Genomic DNA, 23,813 nt, shown 5'->3' with positions numbered 1-23,813 from the left:
GGGTCAGCCTGCGGATCGTGTCGCGCTTCCGACGAAGGTGCGGTGGTTGATGCTGCGCAGGACGGTGAGAAGCGCGCCGAGGGCGCAGAAGCCCAGTGCGATGCAGGCGATCATGTAGCCGGCGGCGGCGAGCCCGAGATCGAAGCGCGAGAACACCACCGTCAGGCCGCCGAGGCAGACGACGAACGCCACCTGCAGGGCGGCGTAGAGGCGCGTGGCGTCGAAGTAGATGAGGATCGCCGAGCAGGTCATGAACAGGAACTGGAACAGGGCGCCCGTCGCCCCCATGCGGAAGACGTTGAGCTGCTGGAACTCGAGCCCGAACGCCTCGATGATCGCGGGCGCCGTCAGGAGGACGATGGTACAGAGCGCGGTCTGGATCGTGACGATCCCGGTCAGCGTCTTGACGGTCTCGTGCCGGAGGATCGATTCCCGCTCGAGGATGGTCTTCAGGGTCGCGTGCTGGTCGATGGCGCGGAAGTAGGTGCGGTAGTTCTCGAAGAACGTCGTCTCGACGCTGGTGACGAACAGGGCCAGCGCCGGAACGACGGTGAGGCTCGCGATGAACATCGGCGCGTCGTAGAGGGGCGCGTGGATGAGGCCGACATCAAGGCGCTCGCCGTAGCCGCTGAACCACATGGCCCACTTGTCGATCCAGACGCCGAGGCCGCTGGCGAAGGCGCCGAGCGCCAGGGCGGGGCTGATCCGCACGCGCTGGACGACGCGGAAAACGACCGGGCGGAGGTCGTGGCAGGGGGCCGTGAAGGTCGCCATGAACCGCGCCGTCAGGCACACGAAGACCACGAGGAAGCCCAGGGCGAAGCCCAGCATCATCGCGACGGCACCGAGTTCGCCGAACGCCGCCGAGACCGCCAGGGTGGTGCCGACGGCGAGCCCGAGGACGAAGCCGATCGTCACCTGGAGGTAGTCGCGCATGGCCCCGCAGAAGACGAGGGCGACCCAGACCATGGCGACGAGCTCGGCGCCGGCGATCCCCGCCACGGCGACGGCGGCCGTCGTCTCGATCACGACGCAGAGGACGAGGCCCCCGAGCACCAGGGTGAGCGCGCTGCCCGCCAGCATCGCGAGGAGGAACAACGCCCGCACGTCGTCGTAGCGCCGGAGGAAGAGGTCGTCGGCGAGGACCCGCACGCCGATCATCGTCACCGGCGTCGTCGCCACGAGGGAGATGGAGAAGACGTAGACAAGGAGCACCCGGAAGGTCGCCAGCTCCTCCTCGCCGATCACGCCCCGGGTGACCTCGCTGATCATCAGGATGACGAGGACGGTGTAGAGCCAGGGGCCGGCCGCCACGATGGCCGCGTGGACGATGGCCGCCATCGGTCCGAGGAGGTCGTCCCGGCGCCCGAGGCGGCGCAGCTCGAATCCGATGCCGGCCATGGCTAGGATGCCCTCCGGGTGGCGTGCTCGCCCGGGATCCCGAGGAGCTCCGCGTAGGTTCGGCGATAGCTGTCGAGGGCGTCCCGCGAGGCGTAGTACCGCCGCACCCGCGTCCGCAGGGTCTCGCCGCAGGCATGCCGGAACTCCGCGTCGCCGAGGAGGCGCCCGACGGCCTCGGCCGTCTGGCGGGGATCGACGAGGGCCGTCACGACTCCACCGGGCCCGAGACGGGGCGCCTCGTCGGAGCGTCCCTCCAGGATCTCGCGGCAGGACCCGACATCCGTGGCGACGCAGGGAATGCCCGCCGCCCCGGCTTCGAGGATGACGAGGGGCTGCGCCTCGCTCAGGCTCGTCAGAACCACCACGTGGATGCGGGAGAGGTAGGCGGCGATGTTGACGGCGCCGGTGAACACGACGGTGTCCTCGAGGCCGTGCTCCGCGACGCAGCTCCGGCACTCGGCGACGTAGGCGGGGTCCTCGTCGACCGGTCCCAGGACCAGGGCCTGGAGGGTGGGCACGGCGGCGCGCAGGAACGCCGCCGCCTCGATGTAGGACTTCACGTCCTTGATCGGGACGACCCGTCCGATGAGGGCGATGGTGGGCGGCGCGTCGGCGGGGGCCTGCGGCAGGCTCTCGAAGCGCGCGAGGTCGATGCCGTTGGGGATCACCGCTAGGCGCTCGGCCGGCGCTCCGAGGGCGCGCTGGAGGCGCTGGTTGTCCTCGTAGAGCGTCACGATCTTCGTGCAGGCCTGGTAGCAGATCAGGGCCTGCGCCTCGAAGACCTGCATCCAGACGTCCCGCAGGTCGACCCGCCCGTCGTCGAGGACCATGCCCTTGTCGACGGTATCGCAGATCCACTCGGCCATGAGGATCTCGACGCGGCGCTCGTTGGTGTAGATGCCGTGCTCGGTGATGAAGGCTGGCGATCCGGTCTCGATCACGGCCCGCGCCGCGAGCAGGCCGGCGTAACCCGTGGAGATCGTATGGTAGACGCGGGCCTTCGGCAGATCGAAGACCAGCACCGCGAACAGGCCCCCGAACAGAGCGCGCCACGCCCAGAAGAAGTGCAGGAACGAGGCGTGCGGCATCAGCCGCTCGTACATCCGGCAGGTCAGGCGCCACGACAGGGGCGAGACCATCAGGGACTGGATGGTGAGGGCGTTGCGGGGATCGGCGACGAGGCGCACCAGGGTCTGGAAGGCAGCGAGGCCGCCGCCCGTCACGAGGAGGATGAACGCGTCGGCCAGGGCCTCCTCCACACCCGCCGGCCGCGGTACCTCCCGGCAGGAAGCCGCCTCGAAGGGGCGGTGGAGGGGCAGGCAGCGGAAATCGACGACGTTCTCGGGCAGCTGGTAGCGCCGCTCGCGCGGCGCGGAGTCGGCGACGACGGCGACGACCGCGAAGGTGAGGTGGGGATGGCCCTTGATGAGCCAGTCAATCCACGTCGAGACCCCGCCGGGGACGAAGGGATAGCATCCCTCGACGATGAGGCAGACATCCGCCTCCGGGGGTGCGGGGCGGGGCCTAGCGAAGAACGGGATCATGGCTCGCTCCCGGTCGGGATGGGACGGAGGCCGGACGAACGACCGCGCGGTGCAGGTCGCGGGTGCGGCCGAGCTCCATGAGGCAACGGAGGCCGAGGGCGGCGTCCTCGGGCGAGCGCGCCCGGGTCGCGTCGAGGGACGCGCGCAGTTCGTCCCAGCGTTCGAGGCCGGCGAGGAGCTCGAAGACCTGCCGGCGCAGACGCCTGTCCTCCGGTCGTCCCTGCAGGATCGGCCGGCAGAGCGTGAGGGCGGCCTCGCGCGCCGTGGCACTCTCCGCCGGATCGAGGAATCCGCTGTCGGCGAGGAGGGCGAGGCGTTCGGCCCGTACGAGGTCGGCGGCGGGCGCGTGTCCGGCGTCACCGCAGGCCCGGCCGAATTCCGCCCGCAGGGCCGTGCGTAGCTTGACCGAAACGGCGGCCGCGTGGACGCGGATGCTCGGCTCCTCGCTGCAGAGGGCCTTGCGCAGGAGGGGCCGGTATTCGGGGAAATACGACAGGCCGATCAGTCCCAGCAGGGCCTGCTGCTGGGCCAGGGGGCCTTCGAGCACCGCATGGAAGCGCGCGACGGCATCGGGGCCGGGACGCCGGGCACGGCCGTCGACGATGCGATCGTAGAGGGCGGCCGCCGCGTTCGGCTCCGGGGCACCCGAGATCTGCCGATACCAGCGCTCCAGATCCGCGGCGGCTACGTTGGTGCGCGCGAGCAGGGCATAGAGGACGACGCTCGCGAGGATGCCGAACGGGCCCGCGCCGGCGGCGAGGAGCGCCACGACGACGAGGAACGTCAGGTCGGCCGCGAAGGCCGGGCGGGCCGTCGCGACGAAGAGGCAAACGTTCAAGCCATGCCCGATGAGGGCCGCCGCTCCGCTCAGATCTCCCACGAGGAAGCCCGCGAGGACGAGGGTGTCCAGCCCGAAGAGGAGGACGAGCGCCGTCCGCGCCCTGGGCGTGAGCCGTGCCGGATAGGGGATGACGGGGATGGTCTCGACGACGTTCATGGTACATGCCTCACCCGGCCTTCGACACCACCCCCGCGCCGCAGCACCACGGCGACCGTCGGCCCGTCTTGAACCTCCCGGACGCGGCTGACGGCCACGACCTGCGGCGTCTGGCGATCGAGACGCTCGCCCAAGGCCCCCGCGATCATCGCGACCGCTTCGGCCGTCGCATCCGTGAGGCGGTGCGCGGGCAGGGTCTCGATGACGAGGAGGCCATGGCTGCCGCCCCGCCCCCGGGGGATGGAGCAGGCATAGACGCCGAGGCCCTCGAGCAACGCAGCCTGCGCGGCCTCGAACACGCTGAGGACGGCCATGTGCCGGAGGGCGATGGCGTGAACGACACTGATCTTGAAGGCGGTCTCCACACTCGGGGGCGGCCCGGCGCCGCGCGGGCCGAGGGACGAGACCACGATGTCGCCGTCGAGCCCATGGAACGTCCACCGCGCGCTCCCCATCCAGCTCGCGATGGCCGCGTGCAGGACCGGAAGGGTCTCGGCGGGCGTGTCACCGCGCAAGGCGCTCAGGGCCTCGACGGCGGCCTCGGCGGACGAGACCTCCGTGGTCGCGACCTTGCGCTCGCAGCGGGTAAGCTCCTCCTGAAGCTCGAGGGCGTAGGAGCCGATGGTATCGCGCTGCGTCTCCGCCAGGACCAACCGCTCATGGATCGCGCGGCGGTCCTTGATCTCCCGGTTGCGGAGTCCGCCGACGACGAGGGCGCCGATCATCCAGAGGACCGGCTCACGCCAGACGCGCAGGGAATAGGTGAAGTAATCCTCCGACCCGGATTGCGCCGGCCATCCGACCACCCAGCTCAGGCAGGCGGCGACGACCGCCACGAAGAGACCGCTGGCGCTTCCATACTGCACACTGATCAGGATCACCGGGATCCAGAACGGGTGCGGCGCGATGCGGGCGAGGGATGCGGGGCCGGGGATGATCCATTCGACGATCAGCAGGATGACGAAGATCAGGCCCGCTTCGTAGCGGCCACGGACGGAGAAGAGGGGCGCGGCGACGTCGCGCGTCAGAAACCGCAAGGCGGTCGCGGGGCCTGCGGCCCGCAACGGGGCGATCGAATCGACGGTCCATCTCATTGCGGCACCCGTCCGATCTGATTCACCTCGGCAAGGATCGAGCGTCTCGCGCCCATCCGACCGACCTCGGCGCCGAGTCCGAGGTAGGCGGCCTGCAAGCTCGGCGGCAGATCCCCCCGGCGGCGGAGCGCGTCGAGGATCTCGAAGGCGCGCAACGGTCCGAAAGCCATCCGCAACAGGGTCGACCAGCCAGACCGCTCGGCGACGGACAGGGCGCCGGGATCCACCCCGGCGAGGAGCTGCTGCGCAAGGGGCCGGCGGCCCGTCGCCAGGGCGATGCGCGCGCCGAAGACCGGCCGTTCCCGCAGGAGGTCGATGGCCAGGGGTGGCTGAAGGCCGAGCACGGCACCGTCGCCGTACTGGCCCGCGAGGGCCTCGGCGAAGGCGGCCTGCGCCGCGCTCTCGGCCGGTTGCGCACGCACCCTGGCGAACGCCTCCCACAGGTGAGCCGGCCGACCGAAGATCGCGGCGACCTCGACGAAGCTCTGGACCTCCCGCACGGTGAGGCGCGTGTTCGGCCACGGCCAGTCGGCCAGGACGGCTTCCGCGACTCCCCGGCTGCCCTGCTCGCCCAGGGTTCTGGCGAGGTAAAGCCCGCCCTCGGGGTACTGGTACGCGCTGGTCCGCGCGAGGCGCGCGGCCACGTCGGTGGGCGCATTCCGGGCCAGGCGGAGGGTGAACTGGGTCGCGAGCCAGGGCTTCTTCCAGCGGGCGAGCCAAGTCTGGGCGCGCTCCGCCGCCTCGGCATGGTGTCCGGCCTGGATGAGCAGGGTGAACAGCAGGGTGCGCCGGCGCTCGGCGTCCCCCGCCGCCTCGGTGTCGTCCTCTCGCAGGACGGTGATCGCCTCCGCGTCGCGTCCCTCGGCGGCGAGGAGCGCGGCGAGGCGCAGGATCTGCGGGGGATCGAGGGGCCGGAGCCGGGCATAGGCTTGCAGTACGGCGCGCTCGTCGGCGAAGCGTCCGGCATAGCGGTGAAGCGCGGTGAGGCGGAGCAGGGTCTCGCGCTCGGGCTTGGCATGGAGCCGGGCCGCCAGGGCGTCGGCCAGCCCCTCGGGGTCCTCCGATCCCTCGTAACGGTTGATGAGCCAGTCCAGCGCGACCGTGTCGTCGGGACGGGCGAGGCGATAGAGCTCCATCGTCTCGGTGGCGTGCTTGGGATCGCCGAGGGCATCCTGGAGATGGGCGAGGGTCATCAGCATCGGCGCCTTCGCCTGACCGCCGGCCAGGACCGCGTCGATCTCGCGCGAGGCCTCGGCCCGGCGACCGTCGCGAACCAGCGTCGCGATGCGCTCCTCCGGCCCCGACCGGGCGAGGTAGCCCGCCGCGAGACAGATCGCCACGATGACCGCCATGAGGATGCGCGGACTGGTCATCGCACCACCTGCGCCGTGGCGAGGCGTCGAATCGCGACGCCGAGGGGCGCGAGCCCCGTAACTGGGATGCTGAAGCGGAGGCGGCCGTCCATGCTGGCCGCGATTTCGGCGCTCCAGAGGTCCTCCCCGTCGCGACGCGCGATCACGTGGTAGGTCCCCTCGGGCACGCCGTCCCACACGAAGTCGCCCGGGCCGAAGCCGCTCGTGACGTAGCTCCAGTCCGCTCCGGACCGCTCCATCCGCCACAGGCGCCAGCGCGCGTCGGCAAGGGACACCACCGCCGGGGCCGAGGCATCCGTCGAGAGGACGATGCGGGCGGGCTCCACCGCGCGGTCGAGGGTGACGTAGAGGGCGTCGCCGTGGCGGGTCCGTCCGATTACCCCGGTGGAGCGGGACAGATCGATGTCGATGGCTGCGGCGGCGTCGAAGCGAACGGTCTGGAGCGCGCCGCGCTCGCTGACGGTCCAGGTGCCGTCCGCCTCGGCATCGACGGCGACGGCGGCGAAGTCCTGCGCCAGTTCGGCGTAATCGGCGGTCGAGATCGGCACGACGGGCGCGGTGCGTGCCTCTGACAGATGCGCCTGGACCTCGCGCAGGGCCGGCTGCTGGGCGAGGGAGTAGAGGTGATAATGCAGACTGGCGCCCTTCAGCCGGCGTGGCTCGGCGGTGTTCAGGGCCGTGGTCCGCTGGCTCTGGAGGGCGGCCACGATGGGGCGCCACGCCCTAAACCGCGACAGCTCGTCCGCGCCGACGGCGTAGATCTGCCGCTCGGCCCCGACGGGCCGCGCGATGGGCGCGAGGTGGCTGACCGAGGGGTAGCCCGGATCGAGGCGGCTCTCGCCGCCGTTGATGTTGAGGAGCCCGAGGCGGCGCGTCGCCGCGACGGCCCGCTCGAAGGGCCGGGCGTCCCCGGTCCATTGGTAGAGGCGGATCGTCTTGTCGGGCGGTAGCAAGGTCCGCGCCGTCGCCAGAGCCGTCTCGGTCTCGGTCCGGAGGTCGAAGGGCAAGCGGAAGTACTCCCGGGGCAGGTCGCGCCCCCCGGCGACGTAGCTGTCGATGGCGGCTCCATATCCGAGGAGGCCGAGAAACCGGCGTAGGCCGAAGCGGTCTTCGGGCGCGTGCGCGGCGATCAGCGCCATCTCCACCCTGCGGTCCGACTCGGCGAAGAACTGCCACCGGTGCGGCCGCGTGTAGGACGCGACGCTCGCCTCGACGTTCGGCTTCGACCAGATTTGCCGCACGAGGTCCGTCGGCGTCGCGTTGCCACCGAGCAGGGGATCGAGGTCGCCGGGGGTCAGGGCCAGGGTGACCGGCAGGTCGGGATAGGCGGAGACAATCTCGTTCAGGAACACCTGCGGGACGAGCAGCGGCTCCTGCTTTCGGGCGACGATGACATCGTTCAACCCGTCGCTTTCGACATGGTGAAAGTAGAGGCGGCGGCCCGACACCGTGGTGATGTCGGGGATCGGCCAGGGCTCGGGCCGGAGGGCGCGGGTGAAGAAGGCGAACGGGTCGATCAACCAGCGCGATCGCCCGAGACCGGGTTCCTCGACGATCTCATAACCCGCGGCGGCGTAGCCGCCCCGCGGACCCGTGGCGACGGCGACGCTCGTCCCACCGCCCTCGCGCTCGGGGATGGCCAGGCGCAACCAGGGCTCGACATCGGAGCGCAGCGTCGTGACCACCTCGTAGATCGGTAGCACGGGATCGGGTCCGCGCTCGAACGCCGTGAGCCGCTTCGACACCGGGACGAGTCCGGTGCCGAGGGTGAGTTCGACGGCCCGCCGCTCGTGGCGCAGGCCGAGTTCGGCCAGGACGGCGTTGATCGCCGGATGGTCGCCGGACCAGAACGCACCACCCGTCGATCCGAGGATAACGAAGCGCCGGGCCGAGCGCGCCGCCATCTTCGCCCAGGCAAGATAGGGCTTGGCGGACGTCGGGGGTGCGGCGAACCAGGTCAGAACCCCGGCATAGCGCCCCACCGTGCCGGGCTCCGGCAGGGGGCCGCGTATGTCGCGATAGACCACGGAATAGCCGAGGTGGTTGAGGACGAACTCGGCGTACCGATGGATCCGCGTCCCGTCCGGCGCCGGTTCCTGCACGCCGTCGTAGAGGGCGAGGATCTCCCGGGCCATCGGGGCGCCGCATGCGGGGACGGTGACCGCAGCGGCTGCGACGGCGAGGCCGGCGCCGGCCAGCCGCATCACTCGGGCGGCCATCGATCGCCCGGGCCGCGAACAGGAGGCAGGGGCGCGACTGCGGCAGGGGCCCCCCTTCACGATGGCGGCATGCGCAGGAGGGAGCCGAACCTGATCGCCCGCCTTGTTCACGCCGCCCTCCGTCGAACCACGACGGCCAAGGTATCCAGACGGCGGGAGTACCTGCCACGGATCAATAGGGGTAGGGCAGTCATCCTTAAGTTTTATGTGTTAACAAATTGTTAATGTGCTCTAAAAATTCAACAATCAACGGCCAAGCACAGGATCTTGTGCCAGCAGATATTCCGGACTTCCTCGACTCTTGATTGGTCGATGAATGGACCCGTTCTCTGCTATGTGGATTCCGGCTGCCATGAATACGCTTTGGATACGAGCTTGAAGCTCGTGAAACCGTATACTGGAGGACGACATGGCACATTCGATCGACGGTAATCTCGCCGAGTGGACCAAGAGCGATCGCATTGATTTGCCGGGCGAGGGCGCGACAGGTTTCGCCGTCTACGGGACATTGGAGGCGGGGGCCTACGTCTTCGCGCTCCAGGCGCCCGATGCGCTCCTGCCCGACACGAAGCTGTGGCTGAACACCGATCGGAAAAGTTCGACGGGATTCCAGTCCTTCGACGGCGCGGGGACCGGCGCCGAGTATTACGTCAATTTCTATTCGGACGGGAAACCGTACCTCTACAGCATCTCTCCGACGGGCGCGACAGGTCCGGCTGTTCTGCTACAGTATGCCTATTCGTCCGATGGCAAGTCCATCGAGTTCTCCGTTCCCCAAAATCTGCTCACACCGGACGACACGGACCTGAACCTCGACGTCAAGGTGAATATCAACCATGGCGTTGCGGGATCTCCGCAGGCGCAGGCGCTCCCGGGATTCTTCGCGGCGGCGGCCCTGACGGTCTACGATCCCGCGACCCTGCCCCCCCATCCGACCGACGCGCACAAGATCGGCATCGTTTATTCCGAGACCACGGCGGCCAAGTATTTCGGCGGTACACCCGCCGGGCTCATGGCGTATTCGCAGTTGTTCATGGCGGCCCAGAATCAGGCCGTGGCCGCCGGGCTGTCGTTCGATGTTCTGTCCGAGAGCGACCTCAAGGACCTCACCAAGATAGCCAGCTACGACACGCTCGTGTTTCCCTCGTTCGGCAATGTCAAATCAGCCGATGTCGGACAGATCCAGGATGTCCTCACCCAGGCGGTCTACAAGTACGGCGTCAACCTGATCACCGCCGGCAACTTCATGACTAACGATGAGACCGGCGCGACCCTCGGCGCCGATCCCTATATCCGCATGAAGACCCTGCTCGACCTGACCATCGCCGGCGGAGCGAGCGACGCCGCCGTCACGGTAAACGCGAAGGATCTCTCGAATCCGATGCTCGAGGGCTACACCGCCAACGAGCTGATCCAGAGCTACCCGAAGATGAGCACCAGTTGGTTCACCAGTGCGGACGGCACGGATGTGAGCCACATCGCGACGCAGACGGTCAACTCGACCACCGTCGATGCGGTGATCGGCACGCAGACCGGCGGTCGCAATGTGCACTTCGCCAACGAGAGCCTGCTCGGCGACAACAACATGCTCCAGCACGCCCTGGACTACGTCGAGAAGCCGGCTGCCGGGCCCGAACTCAGCCTGAAGATCAGCCGCGACGCCGCCATCGTGGCGTCCCGCTCCGACATGGACCAGGCTCAGGAGACCGCCGACGTCAGCGGCGGCATCTACGACAAGATGATGCCCATCCTTCAGCAATGGAAGACGGACTACAACTTCGTCGGATCATACTACATCGATATCGGCAACGGCACCGACGGCCAGTCGACGAACTGGGATGTGTCCGCGCCGTACTACAAGCAGATGCTCGACATGGGCAACGAGATCGGGTCCCACACCATCTCGCACCCGGAGGACACGAACGCCCTTCTGGCGACGAACCCGACGCAGTTCGCGACGGAATTCCGCGATTCGAAGACGACCATCGAGGGCAAGCTCGGCATCACCGTCGCCGGCGCGGCGGTTCCGGGCGCGCCGGAACTGCTACCGACGGCGCAGGCCATCGAGCAGTACTACACCTACGTCACCGGCGGGACGACGCTCATCGGCGCCGGCTACCCCGGCGCCATCGGGCACCTGACGCCCATGGATTCCAAGGTCTACATCGCCCCCAACGTGTCCTCGGACTTCACCCTCATCGGTTTCCAGGGGAAGGATGCCACAACGGCCGCCTCCATCTGGCAGGACGAGTTCAAGAGCCTCACCACCCATTCGGACATGCCGGTGATCGTCTGGCCCTGGCACGATTACGGCGTGACGGAATGGCCGATCGACGGGACGACGTCCAAGTATTCGACCGGCATGTTCACGAGCTTCATCAAGACCGCCTACGACGCGGGCTCCGAGTTCGTCACCCTGGCCGATCTCGCCGAGCGCATGAGCGCCTTCGACGCGGCCTCGTTCAACTACCAGTTCGATACCACCGCCAATGCCGTCACGGCGGTCGTGGGCTCGGCGAGCGCGGGCAAATTCTCCCTCGATCTCGGCAATGCCGGAACGATCAAGAGCGTGACGGGCTACTACGCCTACGACGCCAACAGCGTGTTCGTGGACAAGGACGGCGGGACTTTCCAGATCAATCTCGGTTCGACGCCGGACGACGTCACGCACATCACCAAGGTGGCCGATCGCGGGGATCTCATCAGCGTCGTCGGCGACGGGACCAATCTGGACTTCTCGATGGTGGGCGAGGGCCATGTCCTGGTCGATCTCGTGGCGCCCGCCGGACGTCAGGTCGTCGTGACGGGGGCCGGCGCGACGGTCAGCAGTCTCGTCGACGACAAGCTCGACATCCTGCTGACCGGGCTCGGCCGGCACGATGTCAGCATCAAGCTGGCTCCAACCACCACGACGAACCATGCTCCGATGATCGCCGGCGCCCTCGTCGGCGGCGCGACCGAAGGCGGCCCCGTCGCCACCTTCGACCTGCTCGCGGGTGCAAGCGATCCGGATCAGGGCGAGTCTGCGACCCTCGCCGTCAAGAACCTCGCCTACACCATCGACGGCGCGTCCTCGACGACGATCCCGACGGGCCTGACCCTCGACGCCACTGCCCACACGCTGACCATCGATCCGGCCAATGCCGTCTTCGATTCGCTCGCTGTGGGTTCCAAGCGGGTTCTCGTGGCGAGCTACGACATCGTCGATATCCACGGGGCCAGCATCCCGCAGACGGAAACCCTGACGGTGACGGGCGTCAACGACGCGCCGATGGTCGCTGGGCCGCTCGCGGCTTCCGTGACCGAGGGCGGACCGGTCGCGCACTTCGACCTCCTGTCCGGCGCGACCGATCCGGATGCCGGGGAGACCGCCACCCTCGCGGTCAAGAACATCACCTACACCATCGACGGCACGCCCTCGGCGACGGTCCCGGCGGGCCTCGCCTACGACGACGCCACCCACACGCTGAGCGTCGACCCCACGAATGCGGCCTTCACCGCCCTGGCGGCCGGCACCCAGCGCACCTTCGTGGCAAGCTACGACGTCGCCGACGTCAACGGTGCCCTTGCCCGTCAGACACAGACCCTGACGGTCAAGGGGATCGACGGCGTTCCGCCGGTCACGACGAACCACGCGCCGGTGGTGGCTGGGCCACTCACGGCCTCCGTCACCGAGGACGGCCCGGTCGCGCGCTTCGACCTGCTCTCCGGCGCGACCGATCCGGATGCCGGGGAGACCGCCACCCTCGCGGTCAAGAACGTCACCTTCACCGTCGACGGCACGCCCTCGACAGGGGTCCCGACGGGCCTGGCCTACGACACCGTCACCCACACGCTGACCGTCGATCCGGCCGATGCCACCTTCGATCCCCTGGCGGCCGGCGCCCAGCGGACCTTCGTGGCGAGCTACGACATCGTCGACATCCACGGCGCCGTCGCCCAACAGACGCAGACCCTGACGGTCAAGGGGATCGACGTCGCGTCGCCGCCGGTGACTCCGCCGGTCACACCACCCGCTCCGCCGTCGCAGCCGCCCTCCCAGCCCGGCAACCAGACGCCCATGGTCACCGCCGCCCTCGTGGCGTCGGTCACCGAGGACGGCCCCGTCGCCGGCTTCGATCTCCTCGCGGGCGCCAGCGATCCGGATGCCGGCGAGACCGAAACCCTGGCGATCCGGAATCTCGCCTTTTCCATCGACGGAGGAGCCGCCTCCGAGACGGTTCCGGAGGGCTTGCGCTACGACGCCGCTACCCACAGGCTCATCGTCGATCCGGCCGATGCGGTCTTCGATTCTCTCACGGCGAACGACCATCGGGTGTTCGTGGCGAGCTACGACGTCATTGACGTCCACGGCGCCAGCGTCCGCCAGACGCAGACCCTGACGGTCCTGGGAATCGACGTCGTCTCGATCCCCGGCGCGGAGCCTCCCGCTCCGGCCGAGCCCCCCACGATTCCCTCGATTCCGACCGTGCCGCCCTTGGAACCGACCGTACCGCCCTCGGTCCCGCCGTCCCAGCCCGCCAATGGTGCGCCCGTGGCCAACGGCGATGTGGGCTCCGGCATCGCCTACAAGACCCCCGCCACCGGCAACGTCCTGTCCAACGACACCGATCCGAACGGCGATACCCTGCACGTGGCCGCTGTCCGATTCGACAACGGCGTCACCGCCCCCATACCGACCTCGGGCTCCGTGCAGGTGACGGGCCAGCACGGCGTCCTCGTGGTCGCGGCCAACGGCGACTACCGCTACGCCGCCACCTCGAGCGGCAGCGACACCTTCGTCTACACCGTCGCCGATCCGGCGGGTCTCAGTGCCCAGGCGACCCTGCGGATCGACAGCACCAAGCCGGCTCCCCTCGGAAGCGAGACCTTCGCCTTCAAGCTAGGGGAGGCGACCTTCGACTTCAGCCACGGTCACAGTGTGATGCGGGCACCGGACGGAACGGTGACGGACCTCACGGGCGTCGGCACCATCACGTTCGCCGACGGCACCGTGCAGGAGCGGGACGGCCAGCCCGGCGTCGACGACCTGTATTACGCCGCTCAGAACCCCGATGTCTGGCGCGCCGGGCTCGACCCCGATCAGCACTATGCCCAGTACGGCTGGCGCGAGGGCCGAAACCCGAACACGGAGTTCTCGACGAACGCCTACCTCAAGGCCAATCCCGATGTTGCCGCTGCCGGTCTCAACCCACTCCAGCACTACGAGACGTATGGCTGGAAGGAGGGGCGCAGCGCCGGGCCGGACTTCTCGGCCGAAGCCTATCTGGCCAAGAACCCCGACGTTGCGGCCGCCGGCCTCAATCCGCTGCTGCACTACGAGGAGTACGGCAAGGCGGAAGGCCGGTTCGCCTTCCCGGGTGCCGTGACGGCGGCCAACGGCCACGAGATCTACGGCGATTTCGATGCGACCTACTACCTCGCCGCGAATCCGGACGTGGCGGCCGCCGTGCCGGCCAACCACGACGCCGAGGGCTACGCCTTCGAGCACTACAACACCTACGGCTGGCGCGAAGGGCGCGATCCGAACGCGCTCTTCTCGACCAACGGCTACCTCGCCGCCAATCCGGACGTCGCGGCGCAGGGCCTCAATCCCCTCCTGCACCAGGAGGAGATCGGCTGGCGCCAGGGACGCTCCTCCGGGACGGCGTTCGACAACAATGCCTATCTCGCCGCCAACCCCGACGTGGCGGCGGCGCAGATGGATCCCCTGCAGCACTACCTGCAGTACGGCATGGCGGAAGGCCGTCACCTCGCGTGAGATACCCGGACGGGCGGGCGCCGTCACCGGTCCCCGCCCGTCCGATGGCAGCCCCTGGACACGGGCCGAGGCCCCCGGAGCATCGCAGGGCCGCGTCCCTGACGCGTGCGCCATCCATGAATCCGTAACACCACGATCTCCGCCGACGATCGCCAACCGAGCGTCGGCGCCCTTCAACAGAACCGGGGCGTCTTGTCATGTGCGGCATCGTCGGGATCGTCGGTCGGGCCTTCGTGGCGGACCATCTGATCGAGGCCCTCCGGCGCCTCGAATATCGTGGCTACGATTCGGCCGGTATCGCCACCCTCGAACGGGGACGCCTGGTGCGGCGCAGGGCGGAGGGCAAGCTCGCCAACCTGGCGATGAGCCTGCGCGACGAGCCCCTGGGCGGGTCCATCGGCATCGGCCACACCCGCTGGGCGACCCATGGGCGGCCCAACGAGACCAACGCCCACCCGCACGCCACGGCGCGCCTCGCCGTGGTCCATAACGGCATCATCGAGAACTTTCGCGAGCTGAAGGCCGAGCTGCAGGGCTTCGGTATCCGCTTCGAGAGCGAGACCGACACGGAGGTCGTGGCCCAGCTCGTCAGCCGGGAGATGGACCAGGGCCTCGGCCCGGAGGAAGCCGTGGCCGCATGCCTGCCGCGCCTGCACGGCGCCTTCGCCCTTGGATTCATTTTTTCGGGCTACGACGATCTTCTCGTCGGTGCTCGGCACGGCGCCCCCCTCGCCATCGGGTTCGGGGAGGTCGAGGCGGGAATCGGCGAGATCTATCTCGGCTCAGACGCCCTGGCGCTGGCGCCGTTCACCGAGGAGATCACCTACCTGGAAGAGGGCGACTGGGCCGTCCTGTCGCGGGCCGGCGCGGTCATCCACGACATTGACGGCGGACTCGTGGAGCGGCCGCGCCAGCGCATCGTCGCCCAGGCCTATCAGGTCGAGAAGGGCAATCACCGCCACTTCATGGCCAAGGAGATCCACGAGCAGCCCGAGGTCGTGGGCCGCACGCTCGCCCATTACGTCGATCTCGCGCGCAGCCGTATTGCCTTGCCTGACGCCTTGCCGTTCGAGTTCGCGCGCCTGAGCCGGCTCTCCATCGCGGCCTGCGGCACGGCCTACTACGCCGGGCTCGTCGCCAAGTACTGGTTCGAGACCCTGGCGCGCCTGCCCGTCGAGATCGATGTCGCCTCCGAGGCCCGCTACCGCGAGCCGCCGCTGGACCGCGACGGCCTCACCCTGGTGATCTCGCAGTCGGGCGAGACCGCCGACACCCTCGCCTCGCTGCGCTACGCCAAGGCCCAGGGCCAGCACACCCTGGCAGTGGTCAACGTGCCGACCTCGACCATCGCCCGCGAAGCCTCGGCGATCGTGCCGACGCTGGCCGGCCCCGAGATTGGGGTGGCCTCCACGAAGGCGTTCTCGTGCCAGCTCACCGTGCTCCTGTGCCTCGCCATCGTGGCCGGCCGGGCGCGCGGGACGCTCAGCGCGGAGCGCGAACGGGAACTGGTCGACGCCCTCATCACCGTGCCGGGCCTCATGGCGGAGGCGACGAAGCGCGAGGGCGAGATCGAGGTCCTCGCCCGCGAGGTGTCGAAGGCCCGCGACGTGCTCTATCTCGGGCGCGGCACCAGCTACCCGATGGCGCTCGAAGGTGCCCTGAAGCTCAAGGAAATCAGCTACATCCACGCTGAAGGGTATGCGGCGGGCGAACTCAAGCACGGCCCCATCGCCCTCATCGACGAGAGCGTGCCGGTCATCGTCATCGCGCCCCATGACGCGATCTTCGAGAAGACCGTGTCGAACATGCAGGAGGTGGCGGCGCGGGGCGGGCGCATCATCCTCATTGGCGACGCCAAGGGCGCCGCGGCGGCGGGCCTCGAGACCCTGGCCACCGTGACCATGCCGGATTGCGACGCGGTGGTGGCCCCCATCGTCTACGCCGTGCCGATCCAGCTCATCGCCTACCACACGGCGGTGTTCATGGGGAAAGACGTGGATCAGCCGCGCAACCTCGCGAAATCCGTGACGGTGGAGTGATCGACGCCGAACGCGACCCGAGTCCGAAATCGCACGACGAGCCGGAGTGATGGTGATGCTGAAATATTTCGGAACGGACGGGATTCGCGGGCTCGCCAATCGCGTCATCACGCCGGAACTCGCCCTGCGGGTCGGGCAGGCCGCGGGCCTGCACTTCCGCAGTTCCGGCTATCGCAACCGTGTCGTGATCGGCAAGGACACGCGCCTGTCGGGCTACATGATCGAGACCGCCCTCATCGCGGGCTTCACCTCCGTCGGCATGGACGTGCTCCAGCTCGGGCCGATGCCGACGCCCGCCGTGGCGATGCTGACCCGCTCCATGCGCGCCGATATCGGCGTGATGATCTCGGCCTCGCACAATCCTTACGAGGACAACGGCATCAAGCTGTTCGGGCGCGACGGATTCAAACTCTCCGACACGGTCGAGCGGAAAATCGAAGCTCTGATCGACGGGCCGCTCCAGACGCGGTTGGCCGGGCCACGCGAGCTCGGACGGGCCAAGCGGATCGAGAGCGTGCATGCCCGCTACGTCGAGTTCGCCAAGCGCACCTTGCCGCGCCAAATGACCCTCGACGGCCTGCGGGTCGTGGTCGACTGCGCCAATGGTGCCGCCTACCGCGTCGCCCCCGAAACCCTCTGGGAACTCGGGGCCGAGGTGATCGCCATCGGGGTCGAGCCCGATGGCTTCAACATCAACCGCGATGTCGGATCGACGGCGCCCGAGAGCCTGGTCAGCAAGGTGCGGGAGCGACGCGCCGACATCGGCATCGCCTTCGACGGCGATGCCGACCGGGTGATCATCGTCGACGAACGGGGGCTCGTTGTCGACGGCGACCAGCTCATGGCCGTCATGGCTCGCTCCTGGCAGCAGGACGAGCGCCTGACGCAGCCTGGCCTCGTCGCCACGATCATGTCGAACCTCGGCCTCGAACGCTATCTCGCTGGGATCGGCCTCGGCCTCGCCCGTACGGCGGTGGGCGACCGCTACGTCCTCGAACACATGCGGGCGCACGGCTACAACCTTGGCGGCGAGCAATCCGGCCACATCATCATGTCGGACTACGCCACAACGGGCGACGGACTCGTGGCCGCCCTGCAACTCCTCAGCGTCGTCAAGCGCCTGGACCGCCCCGTGAGCGAGGTCTGCCGCTGCTTCGAGGCGCTGCCGCAGATTCTCAGGAACGTGCCCTATCGATCGGGGGACCCGCTCCGGGACAAAGCGGTCCTCGACGTCATCGCGGCGGCGACGGCCCGCCTGGACACGTCCGGCCGCCTCGTAGTGCGGCCATCCGGCACCGAGACCGTTATCCGGGTGATGGCGGAAGGCGACGACCGGGATCTGATCGGCGACATCGTCGACGAGGTTTCCCAGGCGATCGCGCAACGGTGTGGGGCTCAGGAGCCCTATCGCGGGCTGCACAGCTGATCCCCCACGATCGGTCGGTCGCGTCCGGTCGCGGGCCCCCCGTGGTGGCCGCCTCGAAAGGACCGGCGCACGATCGTACCGCCCCCGGCGATCCGGGAACACGAGACGATCCCGTACGGTTTGAAAACTCTCCACCGAGGGATCGAGCCCCATGAAGATCGTCACCGTCGCGGACCTCATCGTCGAGACCCTTGCGCAGGCGGGGGTCCACCGCATCTACGGCCTCGTCGGCGACAGCCTGAACGCCCTGACCGAGTCCCTACGCGCTCGGGAGGTCATCGACTGGGTGCATGTCCGGCACGAGGAGGTCGCCGCCTTCGCGGCCGGAGCGGAGAGCCAGCTCACCGGACAGCTCGCGGTCTGTGCCGGTTCGTGTGGCCCAGGCAATCTTCACCTCATCAACGGTCTGTTCGATTGTCACCGCTCGCGCACGCCGGTGCTGGCCATCGCGGCGCACATCCCCTCCGCCGAGATCGGCTCGGGGTACTTCCAGGAGACGCATCCGGAGAACCTGTTCCGGGAATGCAGCCATTACTGCGAGATGGTCTCGGACCCGTCGCAGCTTCCGCAGGTGCTCGAGAATGCCATGCGGGCGGCCATCGGCCTGTCCGGCGTCGCCGTGGTGGTGATTCCGGGCGATGTCGCCCTGAAGGATGCGCCGCAGCGGGCCGTCGCTCCCAATCCCGGGTTGATCCCGCGCAAACCTATGGTGCGCCCCGCCACCCGCGAGCTCGATGCCCTCGCCGACCTCCTCAACGGGTCGAGCCGCGTGACCCTGCTGTGCGGGCGGGGCTGCGCCGGGGCCCATGCCGCGCTGCTGGAGCTCGCCGAAGCCCTCAAGAGCCCTATCGTCCACGCCCTCGGCGGCAAGGAATTCGTCGAGTACGACAATCCGTACGATGTCGGCATGACGGGCCTCATCGGCTTCTCGTCGGGCTACGCCGCGATCATGGGCTGCGACACCCTACTGATGCTCGGCACCGACTTTCCCTACCGCCAGTTCTACCCGACGGATGCGAAGATCGCCCAGGTCGACCTGCGCCCCGAGCAGCTCGGCCGCCGGTGCAAGCTCGATCTCGGTCTCGTCGGCGACGTGGGGGACACGATCGCGGCCCTGATGCCGAAACTCACGGCAAAGGACGACCGCAAGCACCTCGACGCGGCGCTCAAGCACTACGCCAAGGCCCGCGAGGATCTCGACGACCTCGCCACCGGCACCCCCAAGAAGGGCTGGTTCGGCCTCAAATCCGGCAAGGGCCCGATCCACCCGCAATACCTCACCAAGCTCCTGAGCGAGGCGGCGAGCGAAGACGCGATCTTCACGGCGGATGTCGGCACGCCGACGATCTGGGCCGCCCGCTACCTCAAGATGAACGGCCGGCGGCGGCTGCTCGGCTCGTGGGTGCATGGCTCCATGGCCAATGCCATGGCGCAGGGCATCGGAGCGCAGGCGGCGCAGCCGGGACGCCAGGTGGTCTCCCTCTCGGGCGACGGCGGCTTTGCCATGCTGATGGGCGACCTCCTCACCCTGCGTCAGGAAAAGCTGCCCCTGAAGGTGGTGGTCTTCAACAACGGCACCCTGGGCTTCGTCGAGATGGAGATGAAGGCCGCCGGCTACATCGAGACCGGCGTTGCCCTCGACAACCCGGATTTCGCCGCCATGGCGCGGGGCGCCGGCATCCACGCCGTGCGGGTCGAGGACCCGACCGAACTGGAAGGCGCCGTCCGCGAAATCCTCGCCCATGACGGCCCGGCCCTCCTCGACGTGGTGGTGGCCCGCCAGGAACTGTCGATGCCGCCGAAGATCGACGGCCAGCAGGTGAAAGGCTTCAGCCTCTACGTCCTGCGCGCCGTCATGAGCGGACGCGGCGATTCGGTCCTCGACCTCGCCAAGACGAACCTGCTTCGTTAAACCGGAAGCTCGTTTCGAATGTTTCCAGGGTGGGCGGCCCCGCAAGGCCGCCCGCGAGCAGAAGAAAAACGCCATGCGGGTCGGACTGTTCGTGCCGTGCTACGTCGATGCCTTCGAGCCGGAGGTCGGGATCGCCACCCTCGAACTCCTCGAACGCTTCGGCCTCGACGTCCATTATCCGTTCGATCAGACCTGCTGCGGCCAGCCGATGACCAACACCGGCTGCCACGCCGAGGCCGCCGCCACCGAGGCCCTGTTCGTCAAGAACTTCACGGGGTTCGACTACATCGTCACGCCATCGGGCTCGTGCGCGCATCAAGTCCGCGAGCACCTCACCGCCATCCCGCAGACGGACGACGTGAAGGCGGTGCGCGCCCGGACCTTCGAACTCGTGGAATTCCTCCACGACGTGCTGAAGGTCGAGGAATTTCCCTGGGCGGCGTTCCCGCACAAGGTGGGGTACCACTCGAACTGCAACGCCCTGCGCGGCATCCACCATGCCCGGCCGTCGGAACTCAACAAGCCCTACTATTCCAAGCCCCTCGACCTCCTCCGCAAGGTGAAGGGCATCGAGATCGTCACCCCGTCCCGCCCCGACGAGTGCTGCGGCTTCGGCGGCACCTTCTCGGTGTTCGAGCCCGCCGTCTCGGCCAAGATGGGCTACGACAAGGTCACGGACCATGCCCAGGCCGGTGCCGAATACGTCGTCTCGGCTGATTCCTCCTGCATGATGCACCAGAAGGGCTGCGCCGCCCGCCTCGGCACGCCGCTCAAGTTCATTCACATCGCCCGCATCCTCAACGGAGCCGCCGCATGAGCATCGAGGATCAGGGTCTGCGCGAGACGGCCCCCGAGAGCGACCACGGCCAGGACGGCCGACGCCTCCGGCACGCCGAGGCCGCGACGAAACCCGTGGCGGTCAAGCCCTCGGTCGCCAAGGCCGCCCGCGAGCCGCAGCCGCGCGGCGCGAAGATCCGCGGTGATCGCCCCATCGATCAGGCCGAGGCCGCCGAGCGCTTCCTCGCCGCCCCCCTGCACCAGAAGGCGCACGACGCCCGCCTGTGGGACCTGCGGGGCAAGCGCGATGTGGCCGCCTTCGGCATTCCCGAATGGGAGGAGCTGCGCGAGCTCGCCTCGCGGATCAAGACCCACACCCTGGCGAACCTCGACCGCTACCTCGAGGAGTTCGAGGCCAACGCCAAAGCCAACGGCGTCCACGTCCACTGGGCGGCGGACGGGGCCGACCACAACCGCATCGTCCACGGCATCCTCAAGGATCACGGCGCCAAGACCCTGATCAAATCGAAATCGATGCTCACCGAGGAGTGCGGATTTCGCCATTACATGGCCGGCACCGGCATCGAGGTGATCGAGACCGATCTCGGCGAACGTATCCAGCAGCTCGACAACGAGGAGCCGAGCCACGTCGTGGTGCCGGCGGTGCACAAGACCCGCTTCGACGTGGCGGAGGTCTTCGCCCGCACCATGGGCACCGATCCCGAGAACGACGACGCGCACTACCTCGCCGAGAGCCAGCGGATGCACACGCGGCCCCTCATCCTCGAGGCGGATGCGGGCATGACCGGGTGCAACTTTGCCATCGCGGAGACCGGCACCGTCGTCACCTGCACCAACGAGGGCAATGCCGACCTCTCGGGCAACGTGCCCAAGCTTCAGATCCACTCCATCGGCATCGAGAAGCTGATCCCCCGGATCGAGCATCTCGGCGTGTTCATTCGCCTGCTGTCGCGCTCGGCGCTGGGCTCCCCGATCACGCAATACACCTCGCATTTCCGGGGGCCGCGCGCCGGCTCCGAGATGCACATGGTGCTGGTCGACAACGGACGTTCCGAGCGCCTCGGGATGGAGGAGTTTTGGACCTCGCTCAAATGCATCCGCTGCGGCGCCTGCATGAACACCTGCCCGGTCTATCGGCGCTCCGGCGGCCTTTCCTATGGCGCGACCTATTCGGGGCCCATCGGGCTCATCATCGATCCGACCTTCAACAAGCGCAAATATTCGACCCTGCCGTTCTCCTCGACCATGAACGGTTCGTGCACAAACGTCTGCCCGGTCAAGATCAACATCCACGAGCAGATCTTCGCGTGGCGGAAGGTGCTCGCGGAGGAACACCAGATCCCCCTGCTCAAGCAGGGCATGATGAAGGCGGCCGGGCAGGTGCTGAGCCGTCCGGTCGCCTACCGCGCCGCCATCGGGGCGGCCGATTCCGCCCTCAAGATCCTGCCGCGCTTCGCCGTCTACAATCCCCTCAACACCTGGGGGAAAGGGCGCGAGATGCCCGAGACCCCGCGCCAGAGTTTCCACAGCTGGTACAAGCAGAACCGCATGGGCAAGACCACCTCGAAGACGACGGACGGTGAGAAGTGAGTGCGCGCGAGGACACCCTGGCCCGCATCCGGAAGAACCGACCGGCCGGCGATCATCCGCTGCCGGAGGTACCGCTGTTTCCCCCCCTCGTCGGCGACGATCTCATGGCGGAGTTCGGCGAGCGCCTGAAGCGCATGGGCGGCCGCATCGCCACCCCGGTCGCCGGGGCGGATCCGTTCGCAGCCGTGCGCGAGCGGTTGGACGGTGCCACGGTCATCGCGTCCGCCGTACCGGAGATCGCAGGCAACCGCGACCTTGCCGAAGTCGCCCGCCCGCAGGACCTCGCCGATGTCGATGTAGCCATCGTGCGGGCAGTGTTCGGCGTCGCCGAGACGGGATCCGTGCTGTTCACGCAGAACGAGTTGCGGGTGAACGCCGTCGCCTATCTCGCTCAGCACCTCGTGGTACTGCTCGATCCGGCCGACATCCTAGTCAATATCCAGGCGGCCTACCGCCGCCCGGACTTCGCGCGTGCTGCCTACGCGGTGCTGCACACGGGCCCCTCGGCGACGGCGGATATCGAGGGCGTGCTGATTCACGGGGCCCAGGGCGTGCGCTCGCTCACCGTGATCCTGCTGCCGCGCGCCTGAAGAGGTCCGGTGTGCCAGGGCGGGGAGGGCGGGCGGCGGGACGTGTGACGCCGCCCGTTTGAACGGGCGCAATCCTTGCAGCCCACGGGCACGAAGGAAGGATTTTCCATGCGCTACACCCTTGGCTGCAGTCTGTCGTACAACGTCCTGTCGGATACGACCTTCATCTTCAACCTCGAGGTCGCCAAGCTGCGGAGCCTCGAGATCCTCAGCGAAACCCTGGTCCTCAAGCCCGATCTGAAGCGTGAGATCTACGTCACGCCGGATCTCCAGAACCGTTATCTGGGCGTGAACGTGCCGACGGGGCAGTTCTCCCTGGAGTACAACGCCGAGGTGGAACTCACCGTCCACCGGGCCGATCCGGCGACGATCAACGAGACGCCGATCGCGCAATTGCCCCTCGACATCCTGCCGTTCCTGCTGCCGAGCCGCTTCGTCTCGTCAGATCGCCTGACGCCCTACGCGCAGGCGGAATTCGGCGCCCTGCCCAAGGGGCACCAGCGCGTCAATGCCATCTGCAATTGGATTCACGACCACATCGCCTATCAGCCGGGCTCCAGCGACGGGGAGACCACCGCCCACGAGAGCCTGCTCAAGCGGGCGGGCGTCTGCCGCGACTTCGCGCATATCGGCACGGCGTTCTGCCGGGCGCTGGGCATACCCGCCCGCTTCGTGAGCTGCTACGCCCACGGCCTCGTGCCGAGCGATTTCCATGCAGTGTTCGAGGCCTATCTCGACGGGCGCTGGTGGCTGTTCGATGCCACCCGCCAGGCCGATCTCGATGGGCTGGTTCGCATCGGCGTCGGCCGGGACGCCGCAGAAATCGCGTTCTCGACGCCCTACGGCAACATGCAGCCCGTCAACCAGCAGATCCGAATCGTCCGCTCCGACGGCCTCGGCAGTCCGCCTCAGCGGACCGTGGACGCCATCTCGACGGAGGTGCCAGCGCCGCATGCCGGCGCCGCCTGAGAGCAACTCGCAAAACGCCCGGTCACGGCGGTTCTCGCTCCAAGCGCGACGGCGTGGCGGGCGTTTTGTGAGAGACACGCGGCTCGGGTGGGGCCGGTTC

Annotated in this window: 14 protein-coding genes; 8 read left to right on the top strand and 6 right to left on the bottom strand. The window is 68.5% G+C overall.

What is annotated here, in order from left to right; translation table 11 throughout:
• Window positions 1-3 precede the first annotated feature (3 nt).
• The 6 genes from pelG to MFF01_RS04240 are packed head-to-tail and all read right to left on the bottom strand — an operon-like array spanning window position 4 to window position 8,628.
• Window positions 4-1,401: an exopolysaccharide Pel transporter PelG gene (pelG, locus tag MFF01_RS04265; protein WP_238222347.1), complete on the bottom strand. Its 1,398-nt coding sequence runs from the start codon at window positions 1,399-1,401 to the stop codon at window positions 4-6.
• A 2-nt stretch (window positions 1,402-1,403) separates the two neighbouring features.
• Window positions 1,404-2,945 carry a GT4 family glycosyltransferase PelF gene (gene pelF, locus MFF01_RS04260; protein ID WP_238222346.1) on the bottom strand — a complete coding sequence of 514 codons (1,542 nt, stop codon included), beginning with the start codon at window positions 2,943-2,945 and terminating at the stop codon, window positions 1,404-1,406.
• Window positions 2,926-3,942: a hypothetical protein gene (locus MFF01_RS04255; RefSeq protein ID WP_238222344.1), complete on the bottom strand. Its 1,017-nt coding sequence runs from the start codon at window positions 3,940-3,942 to the stop codon at window positions 2,926-2,928. Before MFF01_RS04255 ends, pelF begins: the two co-directional genes overlap by 20 nt.
• Entirely contained in the window at window positions 3,939-4,979 is a 1,041-nt protein-coding gene (locus MFF01_RS04250) for a hypothetical protein (RefSeq protein WP_238222342.1), read from the bottom strand. Before MFF01_RS04250 ends, MFF01_RS04255 begins: the two co-directional genes overlap by 4 nt.
• A gap of 53 nt (window positions 4,980-5,032) precedes the next feature.
• Window positions 5,033-6,409, bottom strand: coding sequence for a hypothetical protein (locus MFF01_RS04245; protein ID WP_238222340.1), 1,377 nt, complete (start codon window positions 6,407-6,409; stop codon window positions 5,033-5,035).
• Entirely contained in the window at window positions 6,406-8,628 is a 2,223-nt protein-coding gene (locus MFF01_RS04240; protein WP_238222338.1) for a polysaccharide deacetylase family protein, read from the bottom strand. Before MFF01_RS04240 ends, MFF01_RS04245 begins: the two co-directional genes overlap by 4 nt.
• A 409-nt stretch (window positions 8,629-9,037) precedes the next feature.
• Between MFF01_RS04240 and MFF01_RS04235 the strand changes: the two genes are divergently transcribed.
• The 8 genes from MFF01_RS04235 to MFF01_RS04200 all read left to right on the top strand — a co-directional run bounded on the left by MFF01_RS04235 (window position 9,038) and on the right by MFF01_RS04200 (window position 23,713).
• Window positions 9,038-14,389 (top strand): cadherin-like domain-containing protein, encoded by a 5,352-nt coding sequence (locus MFF01_RS04235; protein WP_238222336.1) that lies wholly within the window; start codon window positions 9,038-9,040, stop codon window positions 14,387-14,389.
• A gap of 197 nt (window positions 14,390-14,586) precedes the next feature.
• Window positions 14,587-16,428 carry a glutamine--fructose-6-phosphate transaminase (isomerizing) gene (gene glmS / locus MFF01_RS04230; protein ID WP_238222334.1) on the top strand — a complete coding sequence of 614 codons (1,842 nt, stop codon included), beginning with the start codon at window positions 14,587-14,589 and terminating at the stop codon, window positions 16,426-16,428.
• A gap of 55 nt (window positions 16,429-16,483) precedes the next feature.
• Window positions 16,484-17,854 carry a phosphoglucosamine mutase gene (glmM, locus tag MFF01_RS04225; RefSeq protein WP_238222332.1) on the top strand — a complete coding sequence of 457 codons (1,371 nt, stop codon included), beginning with the start codon at window positions 16,484-16,486 and terminating at the stop codon, window positions 17,852-17,854.
• A 151-nt stretch (window positions 17,855-18,005) separates the two neighbouring features.
• A complete protein-coding gene (gene poxB, locus MFF01_RS04220) occupies window positions 18,006-19,766 on the top strand; it encodes a ubiquinone-dependent pyruvate dehydrogenase (RefSeq protein ID WP_238222331.1) in 1,761 nt (586 codons plus the stop codon).
• A 73-nt stretch (window positions 19,767-19,839) separates the two neighbouring features.
• The gene (locus MFF01_RS04215) at window positions 19,840-20,583 is read left to right on the top strand and encodes a (Fe-S)-binding protein (protein WP_238222329.1); all 744 of its coding nucleotides are present in this window, start codon (window positions 19,840-19,842) and stop codon (window positions 20,581-20,583) included.
• On the top strand, window positions 20,580-22,154 hold the full coding sequence (locus tag MFF01_RS04210; protein WP_238222327.1) for a lactate utilization protein B: 1,575 nt from the start codon (window positions 20,580-20,582) through the stop codon (window positions 22,152-22,154). Before MFF01_RS04215 ends, MFF01_RS04210 begins: the two co-directional genes overlap by 4 nt.
• Complete coding sequence (locus MFF01_RS04205) at window positions 22,151-22,744, top strand: LutC/YkgG family protein (protein WP_238222325.1); 594 nt, start codon at window positions 22,151-22,153, stop codon at window positions 22,742-22,744. The genes MFF01_RS04210 and MFF01_RS04205 overlap by 4 nt, the downstream gene beginning before the upstream one ends.
• Window positions 22,745-22,852: 108 nt before the next feature.
• Window positions 22,853-23,713, top strand: a complete 861-nt coding sequence (locus tag MFF01_RS04200; protein ID WP_238222324.1) for a transglutaminase-like domain-containing protein — start codon at window positions 22,853-22,855, stop codon at window positions 23,711-23,713.
• Window positions 23,714-23,813 lie beyond the last annotated feature (100 nt).

Source organism: Methylobacterium adhaesivum (assembly GCF_022179065.1).
Taxonomy (GTDB): domain Bacteria; phylum Pseudomonadota; class Alphaproteobacteria; order Rhizobiales; family Beijerinckiaceae; genus Methylobacterium; species Methylobacterium adhaesivum.
This window is presented reverse-complemented; position numbering and strand designations above follow the sequence as displayed.